Here is a 19,546-nt window from a genome sequence, read left to right on the forward strand (position 1 = left end):
AAGAGTGAAGAATTAAGAATTAAAGGAAAAAAAATTTAGGCTATGCCTAAATTTTAATCTAATAATTCTTAACTCTTAATTATTAATTCTTAATTGGAGTAAAGATTTCCTGTGTGTATTACTTCATCTCCCAGGTAAATGCTGTATGTTCCGCATGATAGGATATCCATGCCACTTAACAAAAACGGAACTGTAATATCAGTTTCAAAGCGTATTTCTTTTTTTTCTTCTTCTGTGAGGAGATAGCAGAAAGTGTCATTTATGAATACCGGTTTTCCATCAGGAGCTTTTCCTGCATACTGTCCCTTTTCCACTATTTGATAGCTCTTGTAATTTTCAAATACCCAGTCAAACATGGCATAGCTGTCGTTGAACCAGTATTGGTCATCTAAAACAACAACAATTATTTCAGTGCCTTCTTTTTCTGCCGAAGCTACAAGGCATCTGCCTGCAGCTTTTGTGTATCCTATTTTAATGCCGCTTCCGTACTGGTACTGATAAACAACTTTATTTTTATTGTACAGAGTTGTATTCAGGCTTTTTGCCGAATACTTCACCGAAGAAGCTATTTGTTTGAACAAATTGTTTTTCATTGCATACTGGCTTATAATTGCCAAATCATAAGCCGTTGAATAGTGGTTGTCATCATGAAGACCGCTTGGATTAACGAAGTTGGTATTGTATGCACCGATTTCAGCAGCCTTGTCATTCATCATGGCGACAAATCCTTCAGTGCTGTTTCTTCCTGCAAATGTAGCCAGTGTTTCAGCTGCGTCATTGCCTGAACGAAGCATTGTTCCGTACAGCAAATCCATTATGGAAACCATCTGCCTTGGCCTAAGATAAAGGCTTGAACCTTCAATTCCGGTGCATGAGGCTGGAACTTCGATTTTTCTTTCAAGATTACCTGAGTTTTCTATTGATAAAATAGTTGTCATTATTTTTGTGGTGCTGGCAATGGGAAGTTTCTCATCTGCATTTCTTGAGCCAATAATCCTTCCGGAATCAGCATCAATGACTATGTAGGACCTAGCTGCCGAAGAAGGAATTGCTTGGACTGTCTTACAGGCAATCAATGAAAAAGCAAAAATTAAAACAAAGACTTTATATCTATATTTCACTTTCCTTTTTCTCCCTTACATCTTTAATGAATGTCATGATGTTCATAATGGACGATGTCAAATCTGTAGATGTTGTTTCATTATTGATGTTGATGGTCCTTACATCTTTGTTTGGCGATTCATATATGAGAACTTGCGGATTTAACTGCAAATTTACATATGCTGCTCCGGCAAAAGGTTTCAAATCCACTGAACGGAATTTTTTGTCAATGTCACTTCCGCCAATTACGAAATTCATGTTTAGTTTTGAAATAGCAAGATAGTTTGTGTTGTCATAATTTATCTTGCTGCTTATGAGTTTTTCGTTCTCAGTAAGATTGTTGATGTTGTCTAAAGTTGTTTTAATGATGCTTTCTATGTCGTTGCTCATTTTTATCCCCTTTCTGTTTTCATTTTAATACAGTATGCCCTAAAAAAGGAGAAATAAACATTATTCGTTAAGCAGAGATTTTTTTAAAATATTGTTCACTACAACAAATTCCAGTGCAAATGTTGAAGAATCATCACGAATCTCGGGATATAAAGATATGTTCTTTATTATGAATGCCTTCATGATTTTTCTCGCATACTTTCTTACATAATGAATGTAATCAAAATGTGCTTTAACCTTCTTTACTGATTTTGTTCTTTTGTACCTTGATAGTATTTTTTCTGCAAAAACCGAGTAAAATACTTTTTTGTAAATGTAATGTTTTTTTCTGAAAAGTATCATGTATATGTTCAGGCATACAAAAGACGATGCAACATTTAGTTTGCACCATATTTTAACGTTGAAATACACAAATAAAAGTCCCCCGACTGTTAACAAAATTATCCATATTCCCATATTAAAAATAAAAGCAACGTCCTACGTTGCTTTTTTCTCCTCTTCTGTTTCTATTTTCAGTGCAGGAAGTTCGTTAATTGAATTTAATCCAAAATGCCTTAAAAACTCATCAGTTGTGGAATAAATGGCAGGTCTTCCAGGTTTGTCAAGTCTGCCAACTTCCTTTATAAGGTTTTTATCAAGAAGTCCTTTGATTACGTTTGAGCATTTGACTCCTCGAATAAGCTCGATTTCTACTTTTGTAACAGGCTGCTTGTAAGCAATTATGGACAATGTTTCCATAGCTGCTGTTGAAAGGCTCTTGTTTACTGTTGTCTGAAGAAGGCTTTGAATAAAGTCATAATTTTCTTTTTTTGTTGTTATCTGATACGAATTGCCGAATTTTTGTATTACCAGGCCTCTGTCTGTATCTTGGTTGAATGAAATCATCATTTCTTCCAGTATATGGTTAACATTGCCGGTGGACATATCCAGTATTCTTGAAATTTCATTGATGTTCAACGGTTCGCCCCATGCAAAAAGAAGGCTTTCTAACACACTTTTAATATTCATTATTTCTCCTATGCAGCGATTATTATGATGTCGCTGTATGTATTGTCTTGATATATTTTCATTCCTTGTTTGTTTGAAATTTCCAGCACTGCCAGGAAAGTTGTAATGACATATTCCTTTGTAATCTGCTGTTTTTCTCTGAATGTTGAAAACAGAGACACACGGCCTGATAATTTTAACTTTTTCAGCAGTTCGTCAACACAGTCTTTCACGCTGTAATTTTCCCTGTAGACCTTGAAAGTGTCCTCTGTAACTATTTTTATGTTTTGATTTTTTATAAGCGACAAAAATACATTGTACAGCTCATAAATGTTTATTTCATTCAATGAAAGCTGTTCTACCTTCACATCTGAAGTGAGGGCCAGTTCTTCCTTTGGCTTTGAAAAATAGTAACTGCTTTCATCTTCATATTTTTTAAGAGTTTCTGAAACATCCTTAAACAACTTGTATTCCAAAAGTTTGTTGACAAGTTCCTGCCTGGGGTCCTCACTCTTTTCCTTTTGAGGCAGCAACATCTGTGATTTTATTTCAATGAGAGTAGATGCCATTAAAATAAATTCGCTGGCCACATTCATGTTAAACTGCATCATTTGTTCAAGATATTCGATGTATTGATCTGTTATTTCAGCTATGGGGATATCGTATATGTCGATTTCCTTTTTCTCAATAAGGTGGTACAATAAATCGAAAGGGCCTTGAAACACGTTGATGTTTACAGAATATTCCATTTTTAACCTCTGTTATCTTATTATGTTCTCTAACACATTATTTAGATAAAATTTAAAAAAGTTTTCCTTTTCAATGTCTTTCTCAGGATACAGTTTGTACTCGCCCAACATTTTACCATCTTTGTACAAGACTGCTTTTCCTATGGCAATATCTTTGCTTAAAGGAGCTTTTAAATTTTCTTCTAATACATATTCTAAATTAAAATCTTCAGCCTTGCAATTACTTTCTGTAAAATAGTAGATATTTTCTTCGCTCACAACGTTAAAATCATCATTTTCGCCGCAGTATACAGGTGAAGTTCTGATAACATCACCCTTTGAATGGAATATGATGTTTTTGTAATTTGCAAATCCTTCGTTAAGAATCTTTTGAATTTCAGCAAACCTTATTTTTGTTGTGTCGCTGCCCAGAACAACTGCAATTAGAGTTGTGTCGTTTCTTTTGGCTGCTGCAGAAAGGCAGTATTTTGCTTCATTTGTAAATCCGGTCTTGCCTGCTAAAAGACCTTCATAGTTGTTTATTAACCTGTTTGTGTTTACAAGAACCTGTTCTGAATCCTTTTCTTTTCCAACGTATACTGAATCCATCCATGTAAGCATATATTCGTTTACATAATCATACTTCAGTAACTCTTTTGTCATTAATGCAATATCATATGCAGTTGTCAGATGTTCTGGCTCAGGTAATCCTGTTACATTCACAAAATGTGTGTTGTTCATTCCAAGTTCCTTTGCTCTGTCATTCATCGCCTTAACGCATCCTTCAACAGAACCGTACATGAATTCAGCCATGGCCACTGAAGCGTCGTTTGCCGAACGCATGGATATAGCCTTAAGCATATTTTCCACTGTCTGTGTTTCATAGGCTTCAAGATAAATCTGGCTGCCTCCCATGCCCGCTGCGTTTTCAGAAATTGTAAGTTCCTGTTCTAATTTTATTTCACCATTATCCATTTTTTCTGAAATTAAAAGCAAAAGCATTATTTTTGTTATGCTTGCTGGTGCCATCTTGTCACTCATGTTTTTTTCAAACAATACCTGACCGTCATCGGCATTTATAAGCACTGCTGAACGAGATTGAAGACTGCCTGCTTCAAGACCGTACACCGGAATAACAGCAGTATTTGCCGCTAAAAGCATCAAAAAAAATATGGCTATAAATTTCTTCATAAAAAGTACCTCCTTTTTATGATTTATAATAACCATATTTAGCTCATATATACAATTGTACTGCATTCATAGATGAATTTTTTGAAATTATCAATGAAGAAACAGCATGATTACATCTCTTTTAAAAACTTCTGCTTCCATATTAATTACAATTTGTTTATTAATTAAACAAAATACTTGTATTTTGTCGAAAATGTTGTAATTTAGTCTATTTCCTGGAAAATCAACTCAATATATTTCCCAGAAAACTTGTTCCTTCTATATGATTTTCTATTTTAAAAATATCAAGTATTGTCTTTCCAATAGATGCATATGAGTCAACAATTCCAAGGTTGTTATTTTCCTTTATATTTTTTCCGAACACAAGAAGCGGAATATATTCCCTGGAATGGTCAGTGCTTTCCGTTGTAGGATCGCAGCCGTGGTCAGCAGTAATAATAAGAACGTCATCGTCCTTAAGATTTGCTGTTATTTCCAGAAGTTTATCATCAAAATATTTAAGAGCCTGCGCATATCCTTCAACGTCATTTCTGTGTCCGTAAATCATGTCAAAGTCAACAAGGTTCGTGAATATCAGTCCTTCAAAATCTTCTTTCAGAGCTGAAATTGTAGCTTCTATTCCTTCTTTGTTGTTCTTGGTATGATTTGATCTTGTAATTCCTTTGTTCACAAATATGTCTTCAATTTTACCTATTGCATATACTTCCCTGCCGCTGTTTTTGATGTAATCAAGCATTGTATCATGCGGAGGAATCAGAGAAAAATCTTTTCTGTTGCCTGTTCTTGTATAATTTCCTTCAGTTCCTGTGAATGGTCTTGCTATTACCCTTCCTACTCCGTGTTCACCCTGAAGAAGAGCTCTTGCTGTTTCACATATTTTGTATAGTTCATCAAGAGGAACAACATCTTCGTGAGCTGCAATCTGAAAAACAGAATCTGCAGATGTGTAAACAATGAGATTTCCTGTATCCACATGTTCTTTACCAAGTTCTTTTATTATTTCTGTTCCTGAAGCAGGATAATTTCCAATAGTCTTTCTTCCAACTTTTTCTTCAAATTCTTTTATGAAATCATCCGGAAACCCCTTAGGATACGTTGGAAATGGATGTTTAAGAACCAGGCCGCTGATTTCCCAGTGTCCTGTAGTTGTATCCTTGCCCTTTGACTTTTCGTTGCATTTTGCAACCGTGCCAGTGAACTTGTGGTTCTTATTTATGTCTTCGTTTCCGACTATATTTAAAAGCCCCATTTTTTCCAAATTAGGCAGGGAAAAATTTTCAACATTCATATAAATATTTTTAATTGTGTTGCTGCCAACATCGCCGTAATCTGCCGCATCAGGCAGTTCACCGATACCGACGCTGTCTAGTACTATCAATACTGCTCTTTTTATCATATTCTTCTCCTTCATATTGCTATTATAAATGTCCTTATGAAATAAGAAAGTTTCATTTATACATTTTATACATATATTATACTCTCGGAAATGTCTTTTTAAACACTTCCAATGATTTAAATTCTACACTTCCCAAATAATTCTGTGCAGCTGCAAAACTAGACAGACCCATAAGCTCCTGTACAGTTCCTAAATCCGCACCGTGAGACAAAAGATGGACAGCAAAAGAATTCCTTAATATCTGCGGTGAAAGCTCATTTGTAAGATTTGCTTTTTTTTCGTAAAATTTAAGTATTTTCCATATTCCCTGTCTTGAAATTGGTTCTCCGTCTATGTTCACAAACAAAAAGTCAATATGGTCCTTGCAGCGTGTGTTTCTGAAGTTGTTCAAATAGTTTGTGATTGCATTTTTCGCATATTGGCTCAATGGAACAATTCTTTCCTTAGATCCTTCTATGTTTATTATGCCCGCATTTAAGTTTATATGGCTGATTTTTATGTTAATGAGTTCTGTAACCTTTATTCCAGATGAATACAACAGTTCAAGTATGGCACTGTCACGGCTTCCTTTGAATGTGGTTATATCAGCAATTTTCATTAGCTGACTCACTTCATCCTCAGACAGCACAGACGGTATTTTTTTGATTTGTTTTGGGCTGTGAATGCTTGTGGCAGGGTTGTCCTCTATGTACTTTTCCTTTTTCAGAAATTCAAAAAAGTTTTTCAATGCAGAAATAGTCCTTGATATAGTAGAAGAACTTTTGCCCTGTTTTTGCAGATTAACCAAGTATGTCAATATCTGAGCTTTTCTGGTTTTTGTAATATCAAGATTGTAATTATCGTTTAAATAATCCTTGAAACTGTTAATATCATAAATATATGAGCTCACTGTATTTGGGCTCAGTCGTTTTAAATTCAGGTAATGTTTATAATTTTCAATGCTGTTTTCCATTATCTCACCACAATCTGCTTAATATCAATATATAATAACTATAGACGAAGCTGTATGCAACTACAAATAATATGTATATTAAAGAAAGTTTTATATAACTATTTATAATTATATCAAATTTATGGGAAATAGTCTCTATGTTTTTTGTCTTTTTTGTATATTTGGATATGGTGCTTGAAACAAATGTGAAATAAAAAAGTATGGGAAAAAACACAAAGTAATCCGTGAAGTTAAGAACGAAATATTTCACGTCCATGTTGAGAGTTCGGATAAGATAGATGATAGATAAGCCGTAATAAATGCTTATAAGAATAAACAATAAGTTTATGATTTTGCCCTGACCCATGCATGTTAGAAGAATTATTGCTATAAAATATATTAAATTTCGTTTCAAGGTCATAATAAAAACTTCCATAAACAACATTTTGCTTATGCTTTCGTAGTTTATGCTTATTGCTGCTTTTGATCCTGTTAATATGTAAATAAGTGCTGATAATATTAGGGAAATGATTAAAATTATTGTTAAATATAAGAGTCTTTTGTTTTCCGATCTAACCAGTTTCTTCAGTGTATTGTTCATAAAAAAAACCTCCTGCTCTTTTTACAATATATGCTTGTACAGAAGGTTTAATTCTCATTTTTAATTTTCATTAATCCAGTAAAGCATTGCTATTAATGTCTTACTGTCATTTATTCTTCCTGTTTCCACCATTTTTTTAGCTTCTTCCTTGCTTACAGCTATTGTTTCAATAAACTCATCTTCATCAAATTTTGTTGATGTGAAAGTCAAGTTTTCAGCCTTGAACAAGTATATTTTTTCATTGGTGAAACCAGGGGATGTATAAAATTCAAAAATAGAATTTATTATGTCTGCTTCATATCCCGTTTCTTCTTTTAGTTCTCTCAATGCACATTCATCAGGTTCTTCGGCAATGTTCATTATTCCTGCCGGAACTTCATAAATGAAATCTTCGATTGCTTTTCTGTATTGTCTTACTAAAAGCATTTCATTTTTATCGTTTATTGCAACAATAGCTGATGCGCTTTTATGTTCAACAATTTCTCTTTTTGCATATTTCTGATTTTCCAGCTCGACAGTATCCACTCTTAAATTAATCATTCTGCCTTCAAAAATCTTTTCACTTTTTACTGTAATTTCAGTATTCAAAATTGCCTCCTGCAAATTCTTGCAATTTACCTAATTTTCCAATTTTATTTGCAAAATTTTTTGATGTTCGCTTAATTGTAATAATTATAAGGGTTTTTGTCAAGCCCAATTATGAAATACACATAACTCCTTGCCATGGACAAGGAGCAAAGAAAAATTATTATAATTCCAAAAATCTGTTGCTAATTTAAGAAACTTTTTGCTCAAGACGAAGCTTGTTGGCTATCATGGCAATAAATTCTGAATTAGTTGGTTTACCCTTGTTATTATGAATTGTGTAGCCGAAAATGTTATTTATTGTTTCAATTTTTCCTCTTGTCCATGCCACTTCAATTGCATGCCTTATAGCACGTTCAACTCTGCTTGGAGTAGTGGTGTATTTCTGAGCTATCATAGGATACAGTTCTTTTGTGATTGCTCCTAGAAGTTCGACATTATTAACTACATCAATTATGGATGTCCTTAAGTACTGGTACCCCTTTATGTGAGCAGGAACTCCAACTTCATGGAGAATTTCAGTGATCTTCACTTCAAGACTCAGTTCTTCGTTCACTTTCTCATTATATGCTATTTCTTTGCTCTTATTTTGAACTTTTGAAGTTTCCAGTTCAGAAATCTGAATCAGTCTGTCTGCAAAAGATTCAAAATTAAATGGTTTGACAATGTAATACTCAACACCCATGTTAATTGCTCTTTGAGTAACCTTGTCATGACCTACTGCTGATAAAATGATAACCTTCGGAAACTTCTTCAATTCTTTTTTGTGAAGTTTCTCCAATACACCCAGTCCATCAAGATGTGGCATTATAATATCCAGAATCAGGATGTCAGGCTCATACTTTTCAACTGCCTCAAGAGCTTTTAATCCGTCATCTGCCATTTCAACCACATCAAATACATTTTTGCTGATTAAGAAATCCTTTAATATCAATCTGAATTCCTTGTTGTCATCGGCAATTACAACTCTAACTTTTTTTAACATTTAGTAAATCCCCCTGATCTAAAATATATTTCTCATATCAATATACGCAGGAAAACTAAAAACCCTTTTTTTAAAATATTTTTAATAATTTATAAATTTTTCTAAAACCCTATAAAACATTGTTTTTCAGTCTCTTTACTCTAATTATATTACATTTTTACAAAATATACCAAAAATAATATTTTTTTAATGTGTATTGTAAATTTCATCAAAAATCCACTCTATATATATTCCGTATCCTTTAGTAGGGTCGTTCATGAACACATGAGTTACAGCTCCAACAATTTTGTTGTTTTGAATGATGGGGCATCCGCTCATCCCTTGTATTATTCCGTTTGTTAGTTCAAGCAAATCCTGATCCACAATTTTAATCACAAAGCTTTTTTCATCTGGTTTGTTCTGGTAAAAGATTTTTGTAATTTCAATATCATAAACCTGTATTTCATTGTTGACACAAGAATAGATTTTTGCTGGACCAAGTTTCAATTCTTCCTTTTTACCTACTTCAATTAAATCTTTGCTGAAATAACCCATGCTTTTTTCATTTATTTTGCCGTATATTCCAAAATCCGTGTTGTTTTCAACAGTACCAAGGCTGGTTTCATTCTTTAAGATATAACCTATAATTTCACCTGGTTCTCCCTTTTTTCCAAGTTTAATGCTTGTTATGTTTGCCTTGGAAATTGTACCTGTTTCAATATCAATGAGTGTGCCTGTGTCAGAATCGGAAATTCCATGTCCTATGGCGCTGAATTTACCAGTGTCGGGATCAATAAATGTTACTGTTCCTATTCCTGCAATGTCATCTCTTGCCCAAAAACCAAACTTTATTTCATCGCTGTTGTATATTTGAACAGGAGTTACGTCTACATTCATTAATTTACCTGCTCTTTCAATTTTGAAGTCGTAATTTTTTACTCCTTCAATTGCTGTGTAATTAAGTATGTCGTCGGTGTTTCCAATTCGAAGAGAGTCTATTTCTAAAATTTTATCACCCAATTGAACTCCTGCAAGTTTTGCAGGTGATGTTGATAAATTTTCAGTATTTACTATATCAGCCAGGCCTACAACCAATACTCCTTCTGTTTTTAATTCAACACCTATTGTCTGCCCTCCTGGAATTACATACTTACCTTCTGTTTCTGATACTGTCTCGAGTTTTGTTAATACATATGGATGTGTCTTAAGATCAAATCCGAGATAAACAGCTGTCAGAAGCGAAGCAATAAAAAAAATAAAGAATAAAACTCTTCTAGCGAAATTTTTCATCTTGCTCTCCTTAAAGTTTTATCCTTAATTTCTCCATGTGGCTATTAATTTATTCTATAGTTTAGAGTTAATATTTATGAAATCATACTTAAAGGTTTAACTGCAGGAGAAAAATTCGTTAAATTATTGAATATTGTTGTTGGATTCTATGAGTTCTTTGGCATTGTTAAGAGATTTGTCTGTAATCTTCATGCCGCTTAAAAGTCTTGCGATTTCATAAATTTTATTTTCTTCATCAAGCTTTCTTACAGTGCTGTAAGTATTATCTCCAACAACTTTTTTTTCAATGAAAAAATGATTTTTTGAAATTGATGCAATTTGCGGTGAATGTGTAACGCAAATAACCTGATGCTTAGCAGAAATGTAATTCATTTTTATACCTGACATCTGAGAAGTCTTCCCGCTGATGCCTGAATCAATTTCATCAAAAATCATGGTTTGATCACTTTCAATATCGCTTGTAATTTTTTTGAATGCAAGCATTATTCGTGAGGCTTCTCCTCCTGATACAACTTTCTGAACGGAATTTAAATCGCTTCCCACATTTGTGGATATTAAAAACTCCACTTGGTCAATGCCGTCAGCTGCAAAAGAATTTCTTTTTTGTGTATCAACCTTAAACTTAATGTTTTTCATGTTAAGGTCGTCCAGTTCCTTCAGTATTTGTTTTTCAAGCATTGAAGCTGCATTTTTTCTTATTTTTGAAATTTCTTCTGCGCATTTTTTTAAGTCTTTATATAGTATGTCTTTTTCTTTTACCAACATGCTTAGTTTTGTTTCTGCTTCAGTAAGTATGTTTAATTCTTCCTGTGAAGAATTTTTGTATTCAATTATTTTATCAATAGAATAACCGTACTTCCTTTTGAGCCTGCTTATGAGAGACATTCTATTTTCAATGAAATTAAGCTTGCTTTCATCAAGATCAAGCTTTTCTGAATAATCCCTTATGTCATGAGCAAAAAACTGCTGTTCTTCAAGTATTATTTCAAGCCTTGAAAGAAAACTTTCCAGCTTTTCATCATAGCTTTTGATTTTGTTCAGTAGACTGTAAACGTTATTCATGCCGGCACTGGCACTTAAAATTTTATTTGCCTCATAAAGAGAACCTTTTATTTCCTGTACATTTGAAAGCTTTTTAATTTCCTTCAGAAGTTCATCCTCTTCTTCTGCCTTCAAATCGGCCTCTTCAATTTCATTGATTTCATAGTTGAGCTGCTCAATTTTAAGATCCTTGTTTTCAAGCTTATCTTTTATTGTTTCGATTTCACGGCATTTTTTGCTGTGCTCTGAATACAGACTTGAATATACCTCAAATAATGGGCTCAATTCCCTTTGAACAAGACTATCAAGAAGAATTATGTGATTTTCTTTTTTAAATAAACTTTCATGGCCGAACTGTCCGTATATGTCTATTAGGTACTTCCCAACTTCTTTTAACATATTAAGAGGTACTGTTCTTGTATTGATCTTATTTATGCTTTTTCCGTTTTCAAGTAATTCTCTTGAAATTATAAGATAATCTTCCTGGCTTATTTCAATGTTGTTGCTTTCTAAAAACTCTTCGAGATATTTATTTCCTGATATGTCAAAAATTGCTTCAATCAGTGCACTTTTCTTACCTTTTCTTATTAAGTCTTTAGAAGATCTTTCTCCTAATATAAGAGACAAAGCTTCAATTAAAACTGATTTACCGGAACCTGTTTCTCCAGTGAAAACATTAAATCCGTTTTCAAAGTTAATAGTTTCATTTTCAAACACAGCAAAATTGCTGATGTTTAAACTTATCAGCATATTATCACCATTATCTTATATTCTTTTTAAATTCCTGAAGCACATATTCAACACTTTCTAAGGATCTGATTGCAACAAATACTGTGTCATCTCCTGCCAATGTGCCTACAATTTCGTCAACGCCCATGTAATCAATGGCAGATGCGCATATTTGTGCAGCTCCGGGTATTGTCTTAATAACAACTACGTTCATGGCATTGTCAATTGAAACAACGGAGTTTTCGAAAATTTTGTACAGTCTGTCAGTGATGCCTTCCTGGCTTTGTCCGATTGTAGCATATTTGTATTTTCCGTTTTTTGACATAACCTTAACAAGTCTTAATTCCTTAATATCTCTGGAAATAGTGGCTTGTGTTACGTCAATGCCCATGGCTTTCAAACCTTCGGCAAGTTCTTCCTGAGTTTCAACTTCTCTCTTTGAAATAAGCTCAAGAATTTTTGATTGTCTGGTATACTTTTTCATTTGTCACCTCATAAATTTTTTATAATATTTCAAAAGCTTCTTTTATTAAGTCTTTGAAATTGATTGCTTTTTTATCCCTTTTGTGTTTGCTTATTAAAGCAAGGTATTCAATATTTCCGTCTCCGCCTTTTATGGGAGAATAGGTAATGCTTTCTAAATGTAAATCATTGTTGCTCAAGTACTTTTCTATGTTGTTTAAAACCATCAAATGGACTTTCTTGTCCTTGACAATTCCATTTTTTCCTATGTTTTCTCTTCCAGCTTCAAACTGTGGTTTTATCAACACAACAATTTTCGTATTATCGTGACCGATTTCGACAATTTTAGGTAAAATTAAATTTAAAGATATAAAAGACACATCAACAGTAACAATATCAATTGGTTCAGCAAACACTGATGCATCAGCATATCTGATGTTTGTATCTTCCATGTTGATAACTCTTTTGTCATTTTTTAATGATTCATGAAGCTGGTCATGACCAACGTCCACGGCATATACTTTTTTTGCTCCATGTTTTAACAGATAGTCGGTAAAACCTCCGGTGGAAGCACCAATGTCAACTGCTGTCATTCCTTCGAAATCAATTTTAAAAAACTCTGCAGCTTTTTTAAGTTTGTCTGCCCCTCGTCCTACATAGCTGAAAATATTGTTTACTTTTATTAAATCTTCGTCTGTAACCTTAATTGAAGGCTTTTCTGCCAACTTGTCATTGACATACACACAACTTTCTTGAATGAGCTGTTTAGCCCTTTCGCGGCTGCTTGCATAACCTTTGTTGTGCAGATATACATCAAGCCTATATTCTTCCATTAAATACCCTTCCATCACTTTACATAATTATTCTGCAAAAAAAAACAAATATAGGAACAATTCAATAAAATTATAGCATAGTGATTAATAAATATCAATTAATATTTTTAATAATATTTACATTTTATTCATCATTTTGTATGACGTACTTTATTTTTATTCATAAGATTCATCAATTATCTTAATCTTTTTTTGTGTGTCTTCCAATTTCCTGCTGCAATAAGAATAAGCACTCATTCCCTGCTCATAATTCTTAAGCAGTTCGTCAATGGATATGTCTTCGCCACTTTCAAAATTCTGTACTATTCGTTTCAAATCTTCTAAAGCGCTCTCAAAGCTATGGTATTTATCCTTCATTTTGCACCTCCTGCACATTTAGTGTTTCTGCTTGTACTTTGAAGTCTTTAAACCTTAAGTTAAGTACTCTATTAATTACAACCTGATCAATATTTTTTATAACATTTCCTTCCTCATCAGAAACTATGGCAAATCCGTTTTCAAGCTTATTCAGGTAATTGTGCACTGATAGCTTTTCCTGCAAAATATTAAGTTCAAAGTTCAAGTCCTTAAGCCTTCTGACAGCAGAATTTTTCATTATGTTGTTGTAAGATTCAAGCTCCATTTTCAATTTATATAAATTTTCAACAGGAAGATAACTTTTCATGATGTATTTTGACGATTTTAAATCTGCTGACTTAAGTTTAAGCATGTTGTATGTTCCTTGTTTTAAGGAAGACGCCAGTCTTTTCAACCTATCTTCAATATCCTTATAGCCGATTATAATTCTTTCTGCTGCAGCTGTAGGTGTGTGACAGTACACATCAGCCACATAATCAGTGAGCGTTCGGTCCGTTTCATGTCCTATACCGGTTACAACGGGAACATCTGATTTATATACTTCTTCGGCAACTTTAAGGTCATTGAAGACGTTAAGGTCCTCAAAGCTTCCTCCGCCTCTAGAAATTAAAATTACGTCTGCTTTTGTATCATTGAAGTATTTTATTCCGCTTATTATATTTTCTTTTGATTTTTCTCCCTGCACCAATACGTTGTACACAACAACTTCGAAGCTTGACTTTACAGTTTCAAATGTTTTTAAAATATCTTTGATTGCAGCACCGGACTTTGATGTTATAATTCCGATTTTTGCTGGATATAGTGGTATATCTCGGCTACGGTCAAACATTCCCTGGGCTTTTAATTTTTCCTTCAGCATTTCCAGATCAAGAAGAATTTTCCCTAAACCAACCCTCTCAATGTTTCTCACAACAAGCTGGTATGTTCCTTTTGGTTCGTAAACCGAAAGTTCTCCTTCGGCAATTATTTTGTCTCCATTTTTTGAAATTTCATCAGCAAAAAAAGCAACACAATTAATACAGGAAGTTTCATCACACAAGGAAAAGTAAGTATAACCTGTCTTGCTCATTCTTATGTTTGATATTTCCCCCTCTACTCTGAGGTTATTTAAAATTGAGTTGCTCATGAGATACTTTTTGATATACTGGTTTAATACAGAAACTTTAATAGGTTTTAATTTCATTGTACCACCTGTCTATAATGGGAAGAAATGCTGTTCCGACAGCATTGTCAGATGAATTTTCCCTTTGCGGAAGAATTATGTTGTATTCATGTTTAAGATTTTCCAATATCAAATTCCTGATTGTGCTGTTTGATGCTACGCCGCCGGCTATAATGATATTTTCAAAGTCAAATTCATGTTTTATCTGCTCAATGATGCTTAAAATGCAGTCAGCAACATAATTGAACAAGGAAAAGATTATGTCTTGTTTTGAATAATTTTTTTGAGTGTACAAATTGCCGTAAAAGTTTTCCATACCTGACAAGTTGATGTATGGCTCTTTTCTAATGGCAGGCGGCTTGATTTTAATTTCATTTTTTTTGTTTTCTAAATATTTTTCCATGTGAATGCCGCAAGGAAACGGAAATTCCATCATGGTTCCTATTCTGTCTATGAGCTGCCCAAATGTTATGTCCTTTGTTCCTCCGAGAATTTCAGAAGAATATCCTTTGTGAGCTTTCTTAACGCTTAAAAATTCTGTTGTTCCGCCGGACATGTGGATGGCAAGTATTTTGTCATTAATAGATTTATATCCGTTAAATAAAGAAGCAGCAATATGATTTTCCTGGTGAGAATACTCAATATAGCTGCAGTCTAAGGTTTTGGCAATTATTTTTCCATAATTCTGACCAACTGTGAACACGGGCATGTACGATCCGTCAATATTTCTTGGTCTTGAACTTACGGCAACAGTCTTAATGTTTTTAAAATCTGTTTCTATTTCTCCGTATAGCTCATGGAAGTTTTTAAGGTGCTGAAAAACTGCGTCCTGCTGCCTGAGACCTTTTTGTCCAAAAGGAACCAGAAGAACCTTTCTTTTGTCTGCAACAATTTTGTTATTATTTGCATCAACCAATGCAATAGATGTGGTGTATGCACTTGTGTCAATGCCAAGCACATATTCTGTCATTTCTTGTTCCTTACAACTGTGCCGAGAATTCCGTTGATGAACTTGTGTGAATCATCGCTTGAATATTTCTTGCTTATTTCAACAGCCTCATTAATTGAAACACTGTCTGGAATGCTTTCATTGTATAATAGTTCAGCAAGAGCAACTCGTAAAACCGCAAGATCTACTTTAGCAATCCTTGTTATTTTCCAATCTTTTGAATTATCAGTAATATTTTTGTCAATTTCATCCATGTGATCAATCATGTCACTTATTGTTTTGTTGAGATATTCCATATCCACATCATCAAGTTCAAAATGCTCAACATATCTGGACGGACAGATTTTGTCAAATTCCTTGTTCACATCCATGCAATATGCTATTTTAACTGCTTCTTCTCTTGTATCTTTTCGTTTCATATTTCCTCCGTTAATTCTTGTAACAAAATGCTTATGTAACAAACAATTATAGATTGACAATTAATAATTGTCAATCTATATTGTTATATTATTCAATTGTTAAATCAGATTCAACAATTTCTTTTTCTTTATCTTTTTCTTTTTCCTGTATTATATTCTGCACATGTACATTAACGGAAGCCACTTGCAAATCTGTCATTGTTTCTATTTCCTTTTTAACAGCTGCCTGAACTTCTTTTGCTACCTCGCTGATTTTGTAGCCATATTCCACATTTATGAAAATGTCTAAAACAACAGTATTTTCATTTATTTCTACTTTTATTCCCTTAGAGTAATTGTTCTTTGAAAATAAGTTTGAAATTCCTTCAGCTACACCCGTGCGGGCAGTACTTACGCCTTTAACTCCGCTGGTTGCAATACCAGCAATGATTATTACAACATCGTCAGAAATCTTTACCTGGCCATATTCAAAAGTTTCATTATTCATATTAGCACCTCCTTAAATCAGTATATCAGAAGTTGAAAATTTTTACAAATCAATATTATCAAATTTCACTATTTTTATTTGAGAAGGCGTATATTCTGTTTCTGAAACTATTACATCAAGAATCTTTGTTGCATCAGCCTGTTCAATAGTTTCATTTGTAACAACTTTTACAGTGTCAGAGTCTACTATTACCACTGTCTCATTGTATCCCTTAGACTGAAGCATTATTTCAATATTTTGTTCCGCTTCTATGTAAGAATTCTTGTTTAAAAGAAGTGATTCAAACTGTTTTTTTGTATCTTCAGATATTGAAGCATTGCTTATGCTTTCTTCAAGATGATCAACAACGTCCATGTTTTTCTTTTCTTTATTTAGCTTGAAACTTGAAAAGCTGGCACTGAGTGTATCTAAAATGCCTGTAGAAGAAGCTGCAGCTGAATTCATGTCTGTAATGTCAGTTATATCACCAAGAATTTCATAGTCTGATTCTTCTTCAGTATCTTCTGATTCAGCAGTTTCAAAGTCTTCTTTTACAGCTTCACCTTCAGAAGTTTCAACCGGAGTTTCATCTTCTGCAACTTCTTCACCTGCGGTATTTTCTTCACCTTCTACAAATTCAGCAATGTCTTCCTCTAGTGTATCTGCCCCTGGTGCTACAACCTGTGCGTAATCATCAGCATCAAAGGTGTCCTTCGGAGACATGGTCAAATTCACATAGCCAATAATAAATATTATTGCCAAAGAAGTTATAAAAACCAGTGTTTCTTTTTTCATAATCATAATTACCCCCTTAGTTCATTTCTGATAAAATTATTTCAATATCATTTAATTTGATATCTAATAAAGTCTTTACGCTGTTAGCCAGAACAGCATAAATATCTTTACTTCCTCTATAATCTGCAACTACTAAAACTCCTGAAATTTCAGGGTATTGATAAGTTTTTTCCACTACTTGGTTATCGCCTCCCAGAACAACTTGACTTTGTCTGGTCTCACTTTTCACCTCTCTTCTTGTACCGTCGCTGTTCACTTCAATATTTGTTTCATTGCTTATGTTTTCATCATAAACAGGCTCCATTTCCGGAGTTTTCTTTGTGTAAATCATGACATCGACGCTTTTCATATTTTCTATTTTCCCCAGTATTTCTTCTAACCTCTTTTCCAATGATTGTACATAGCTGTCTGTTAAGTCTTCCTGAGTGTTCACATAAACTGTCTTTGCATCGGAGAAATTACCTGTTATTTTCGTGGTGTCAAAATTAAGTATCAAAGAAATGATAACAAGCAATATAAATATGTTTACCGCATATTTAAGATTTTTGTTGTCTTTAAACATTTTAATAAAATTATTCATAGGTTCCTCCTGATGTAACTCTTATATTATCTGAACTGATTTTAAATACTTCAGCTATGTTCTTTTTTTATTTTTTTTGTTGTGTCGGTACTCATAAGCCCTTTTGTTGTTACCAAGACATCAATATCCATGTTTCCTGTAAAATTCAGCTCAATGTTTTTAATCACTTCTTCTCCTTCATAAAAATCCTGATTTAATTTCTCTATGAATTCAGGGTCAATGTTTTGTATGCTCATTTCCCTCTGATAATCCGGTGAAATATCAGGCATATCCAATAAGTTTAAATTAATGCTTCCATTAAGAAATATATTGTCCAATATATAAATCATGATAAAAAGTTTTAAAGAAATTCTGCAAAATTTTTGTGTCTTGCCTTCAGGAAAAATTATCATGATAAGGTTGAACATCAATATTAATACCAGTATGTTTACAATTGTACTTTTCATAGATTACCCGAATATGTTATTCATATAGTTTAGTAAAATGGAATAATAAACAGTCACAATGATTATGGGAGTTAAAAGACATATGAGGTATATGTAAAACAAGTCTGCCATCTCATAAATAAGCTTGGATATATTTTCATTGAACGGCTCTGTAAGAACTCCCACTGCCTTGTACAAAACAAGTGCAAGCGCAATTTTTACAAGAGAACCTCCAAATGCCGTCAGGAGGAAAACAATCACTACAACACCAAGTACATCCTTTATCATCAATATGCTTTTTAAAAACACTCCGAAGAAATTTGTCACTGCACTTCCTATAACAGGCACAGCCGAGGGACTCAGTGCTTTTATGGAACTTATAAAAATATTATCCGTTTTATATAATATATATCCTTGTACAGAAAAATTTATGACAACAATAATCATATAACCGGACAAAATTAAGAGCGTAACCTTTTTTAATGCCCCATAAAAAAGCTTCATGTTTATGAGTTTACTCATGTTGTTTACAAGAATTACAGCAATCATTATTACAGTAACTATGTCCGTGAAGCTGTATACAAACTGTGTTGTTATTCCTATGACATAATTAAGTGATGTCTGGAAGAACTGCAGCATGCTTAACTTACCAAATGTGAGCATTGCGGCCATAAACACGGCATTCATTTCTTCTGTAATGATCTTGAAGCTTGAAAAATCATTTCTAAGCATGTCCTTTATGGACAGCACATCCTTCAATATTATTGTGAATATTATTATTACGGAAAATAAAACCACAATATCTGAGACACTTTGATTGTTTATTTCATCTGCAAAATACTTTATTATGGTTAAAAGCATGCAAATTGCTACTACGTTCATTCCGGTTTTTAACAAATCCCTGTAAAAATCCTTTTTGTTTTCAAGCTCATACCTGATGTAATCCTTCAGGCTTATTTCAAGTTCTCCTTTGAAAGCTTTTTTTATGATGTCCTTTATTTCTATGTTGTTGTATTTAAAGTATGAACTTCCGCTGTTTATATACTCCTCTATGTCATGAACAGGAACTTTATCCAATGCTTCATCCAGAGTATTTGCGTATGTTGTCTTTGTTAAGCACAAAATCAAAACCAGAATTAAAACCATTATTTTTTTTTTCATTTC

24 protein-coding genes are annotated in these 19,546 nt (G+C 33.3%); all 24 read right to left on the reverse strand.

All coding sequences use genetic code 11. The features are described 5' to 3' along the window. Positions 1-89: 89 nt before the first annotated feature. Complete coding sequence (locus BN358_RS14285) at positions 90-1,121, reverse strand: D-alanyl-D-alanine carboxypeptidase family protein (RefSeq protein WP_019227055.1); 1,032 nt, start codon at positions 1,119-1,121, stop codon at positions 90-92. Beyond that, on the reverse strand, positions 1,111-1,491 hold the full coding sequence (locus tag BN358_RS14290; protein WP_019227056.1) for a hypothetical protein: 381 nt from the start codon (positions 1,489-1,491) through the stop codon (positions 1,111-1,113). Before BN358_RS14290 ends, BN358_RS14285 begins: the two co-directional genes overlap by 11 nt. Positions 1,492-1,551: 60 nt before the next feature. After that, the gene (locus BN358_RS14295; RefSeq protein ID WP_019227057.1) at positions 1,552-1,902 is read right to left on the reverse strand and encodes a hypothetical protein; all 351 of its coding nucleotides are present in this window, start codon (positions 1,900-1,902) and stop codon (positions 1,552-1,554) included. A 66-nt stretch (positions 1,903-1,968) separates the two neighbouring features. Continuing rightward, positions 1,969-2,499, reverse strand: a complete 531-nt coding sequence (gene scpB, locus BN358_RS14300; protein WP_019227058.1) for an SMC-Scp complex subunit ScpB — start codon at positions 2,497-2,499, stop codon at positions 1,969-1,971. A gap of 8 nt (positions 2,500-2,507) precedes the next feature. After that, positions 2,508-3,227 carry a ScpA family protein gene (locus BN358_RS14305; protein ID WP_019227059.1) on the reverse strand — a complete coding sequence of 240 codons (720 nt, stop codon included), beginning with the start codon at positions 3,225-3,227 and terminating at the stop codon, positions 2,508-2,510. A 12-nt stretch (positions 3,228-3,239) separates the two neighbouring features. After that, positions 3,240-4,397: a D-alanyl-D-alanine carboxypeptidase family protein gene (locus BN358_RS14310; RefSeq protein WP_019227060.1), complete on the reverse strand. Its 1,158-nt coding sequence runs from the start codon at positions 4,395-4,397 to the stop codon at positions 3,240-3,242. Positions 4,398-4,620: 223 nt separating this feature from the next. Next, the gene (locus tag BN358_RS14315) at positions 4,621-5,793 is read right to left on the reverse strand and encodes a phosphopentomutase (protein WP_019227061.1); all 1,173 of its coding nucleotides are present in this window, start codon (positions 5,791-5,793) and stop codon (positions 4,621-4,623) included. A 76-nt stretch (positions 5,794-5,869) separates the two neighbouring features. Beyond that, positions 5,870-6,745 (reverse strand): tyrosine-type recombinase/integrase, encoded by an 876-nt coding sequence (locus BN358_RS14320; RefSeq protein ID WP_019227062.1) that lies wholly within the window; start codon positions 6,743-6,745, stop codon positions 5,870-5,872. A gap of 4 nt (positions 6,746-6,749) precedes the next feature. Continuing rightward, positions 6,750-7,325 carry a hypothetical protein gene (locus tag BN358_RS14325; RefSeq protein ID WP_019227063.1) on the reverse strand — a complete coding sequence of 192 codons (576 nt, stop codon included), beginning with the start codon at positions 7,323-7,325 and terminating at the stop codon, positions 6,750-6,752. 60 nt (positions 7,326-7,385) lie between these two features. Continuing rightward, positions 7,386-7,913 (reverse strand): NUDIX hydrolase, encoded by a 528-nt coding sequence (locus tag BN358_RS14330; protein WP_019227064.1) that lies wholly within the window; start codon positions 7,911-7,913, stop codon positions 7,386-7,388. A 187-nt stretch (positions 7,914-8,100) separates the two neighbouring features. Beyond that, positions 8,101-8,895, reverse strand: a complete 795-nt coding sequence (spo0A, locus tag BN358_RS14335; protein WP_019227066.1) for a sporulation transcription factor Spo0A — start codon at positions 8,893-8,895, stop codon at positions 8,101-8,103. A 186-nt stretch (positions 8,896-9,081) separates the two neighbouring features. Beyond that, entirely contained in the window at positions 9,082-10,164 is a 1,083-nt protein-coding gene (gene spoIVB, locus BN358_RS14340) for a SpoIVB peptidase (RefSeq protein WP_019227067.1), read from the reverse strand. Positions 10,165-10,287: 123 nt separating this feature from the next. Then, positions 10,288-11,955 carry a DNA repair protein RecN gene (gene recN, locus BN358_RS14345; protein WP_019227068.1) on the reverse strand — a complete coding sequence of 556 codons (1,668 nt, stop codon included), beginning with the start codon at positions 11,953-11,955 and terminating at the stop codon, positions 10,288-10,290. 10 nt (positions 11,956-11,965) lie between these two features. Beyond that, on the reverse strand, positions 11,966-12,418 hold the full coding sequence (locus BN358_RS14350) for an arginine repressor (protein ID WP_019227069.1): 453 nt from the start codon (positions 12,416-12,418) through the stop codon (positions 11,966-11,968). 19 nt (positions 12,419-12,437) lie between these two features. After that, the gene (locus BN358_RS14355; protein ID WP_019227070.1) at positions 12,438-13,229 is read right to left on the reverse strand and encodes a TlyA family RNA methyltransferase; all 792 of its coding nucleotides are present in this window, start codon (positions 13,227-13,229) and stop codon (positions 12,438-12,440) included. Between the two features lie 156 nt (positions 13,230-13,385). Next, positions 13,386-13,586, reverse strand: coding sequence for an exodeoxyribonuclease VII small subunit (xseB, locus tag BN358_RS14360; RefSeq protein WP_019227071.1), 201 nt, complete (start codon positions 13,584-13,586; stop codon positions 13,386-13,388). Further along, a complete protein-coding gene (gene xseA / locus BN358_RS14365; RefSeq protein WP_019227072.1) occupies positions 13,576-14,769 on the reverse strand; it encodes an exodeoxyribonuclease VII large subunit in 1,194 nt (397 codons plus the stop codon). The genes xseB and xseA overlap by 11 nt, the downstream gene beginning before the upstream one ends. Then, positions 14,750-15,718, reverse strand: coding sequence for a hypothetical protein (locus BN358_RS14370; protein ID WP_019227073.1), 969 nt, complete (start codon positions 15,716-15,718; stop codon positions 14,750-14,752). Before BN358_RS14370 ends, xseA begins: the two co-directional genes overlap by 20 nt. Next, positions 15,715-16,116 carry a transcription antitermination factor NusB gene (nusB, locus tag BN358_RS14375; RefSeq protein ID WP_019227074.1) on the reverse strand — a complete coding sequence of 134 codons (402 nt, stop codon included), beginning with the start codon at positions 16,114-16,116 and terminating at the stop codon, positions 15,715-15,717. The genes BN358_RS14370 and nusB overlap by 4 nt, the downstream gene beginning before the upstream one ends. Before the next feature lie 88 nt (positions 16,117-16,204). Beyond that, entirely contained in the window at positions 16,205-16,603 is a 399-nt protein-coding gene (locus tag BN358_RS14380; RefSeq protein ID WP_019227075.1) for an Asp23/Gls24 family envelope stress response protein, read from the reverse strand. A gap of 42 nt (positions 16,604-16,645) precedes the next feature. After that, positions 16,646-17,383, reverse strand: coding sequence for a SpoIIIAH-like family protein (locus BN358_RS14385; protein ID WP_019227076.1), 738 nt, complete (start codon positions 17,381-17,383; stop codon positions 16,646-16,648). Positions 17,384-17,393: 10 nt separating this feature from the next. Then, positions 17,394-17,957, reverse strand: coding sequence for a hypothetical protein (locus tag BN358_RS14390; RefSeq protein WP_019227077.1), 564 nt, complete (start codon positions 17,955-17,957; stop codon positions 17,394-17,396). Positions 17,958-18,007: 50 nt separating this feature from the next. Next, on the reverse strand, positions 18,008-18,403 hold the full coding sequence (locus BN358_RS14395) for a hypothetical protein (RefSeq protein ID WP_019227078.1): 396 nt from the start codon (positions 18,401-18,403) through the stop codon (positions 18,008-18,010). A gap of 3 nt (positions 18,404-18,406) precedes the next feature. Then, entirely contained in the window at positions 18,407-19,543 is a 1,137-nt protein-coding gene (locus BN358_RS14400; RefSeq protein ID WP_019227079.1) for a hypothetical protein, read from the reverse strand. Positions 19,544-19,546 lie beyond the last annotated feature (3 nt).

Origin of the sequence: Sedimentibacter sp. B4 (assembly GCF_000309315.1) — a bacterium.
GTDB classification, from domain to species: domain Bacteria; phylum Bacillota; class Clostridia; order Tissierellales; family Sedimentibacteraceae; genus Sedimentibacter; species Sedimentibacter saalensis.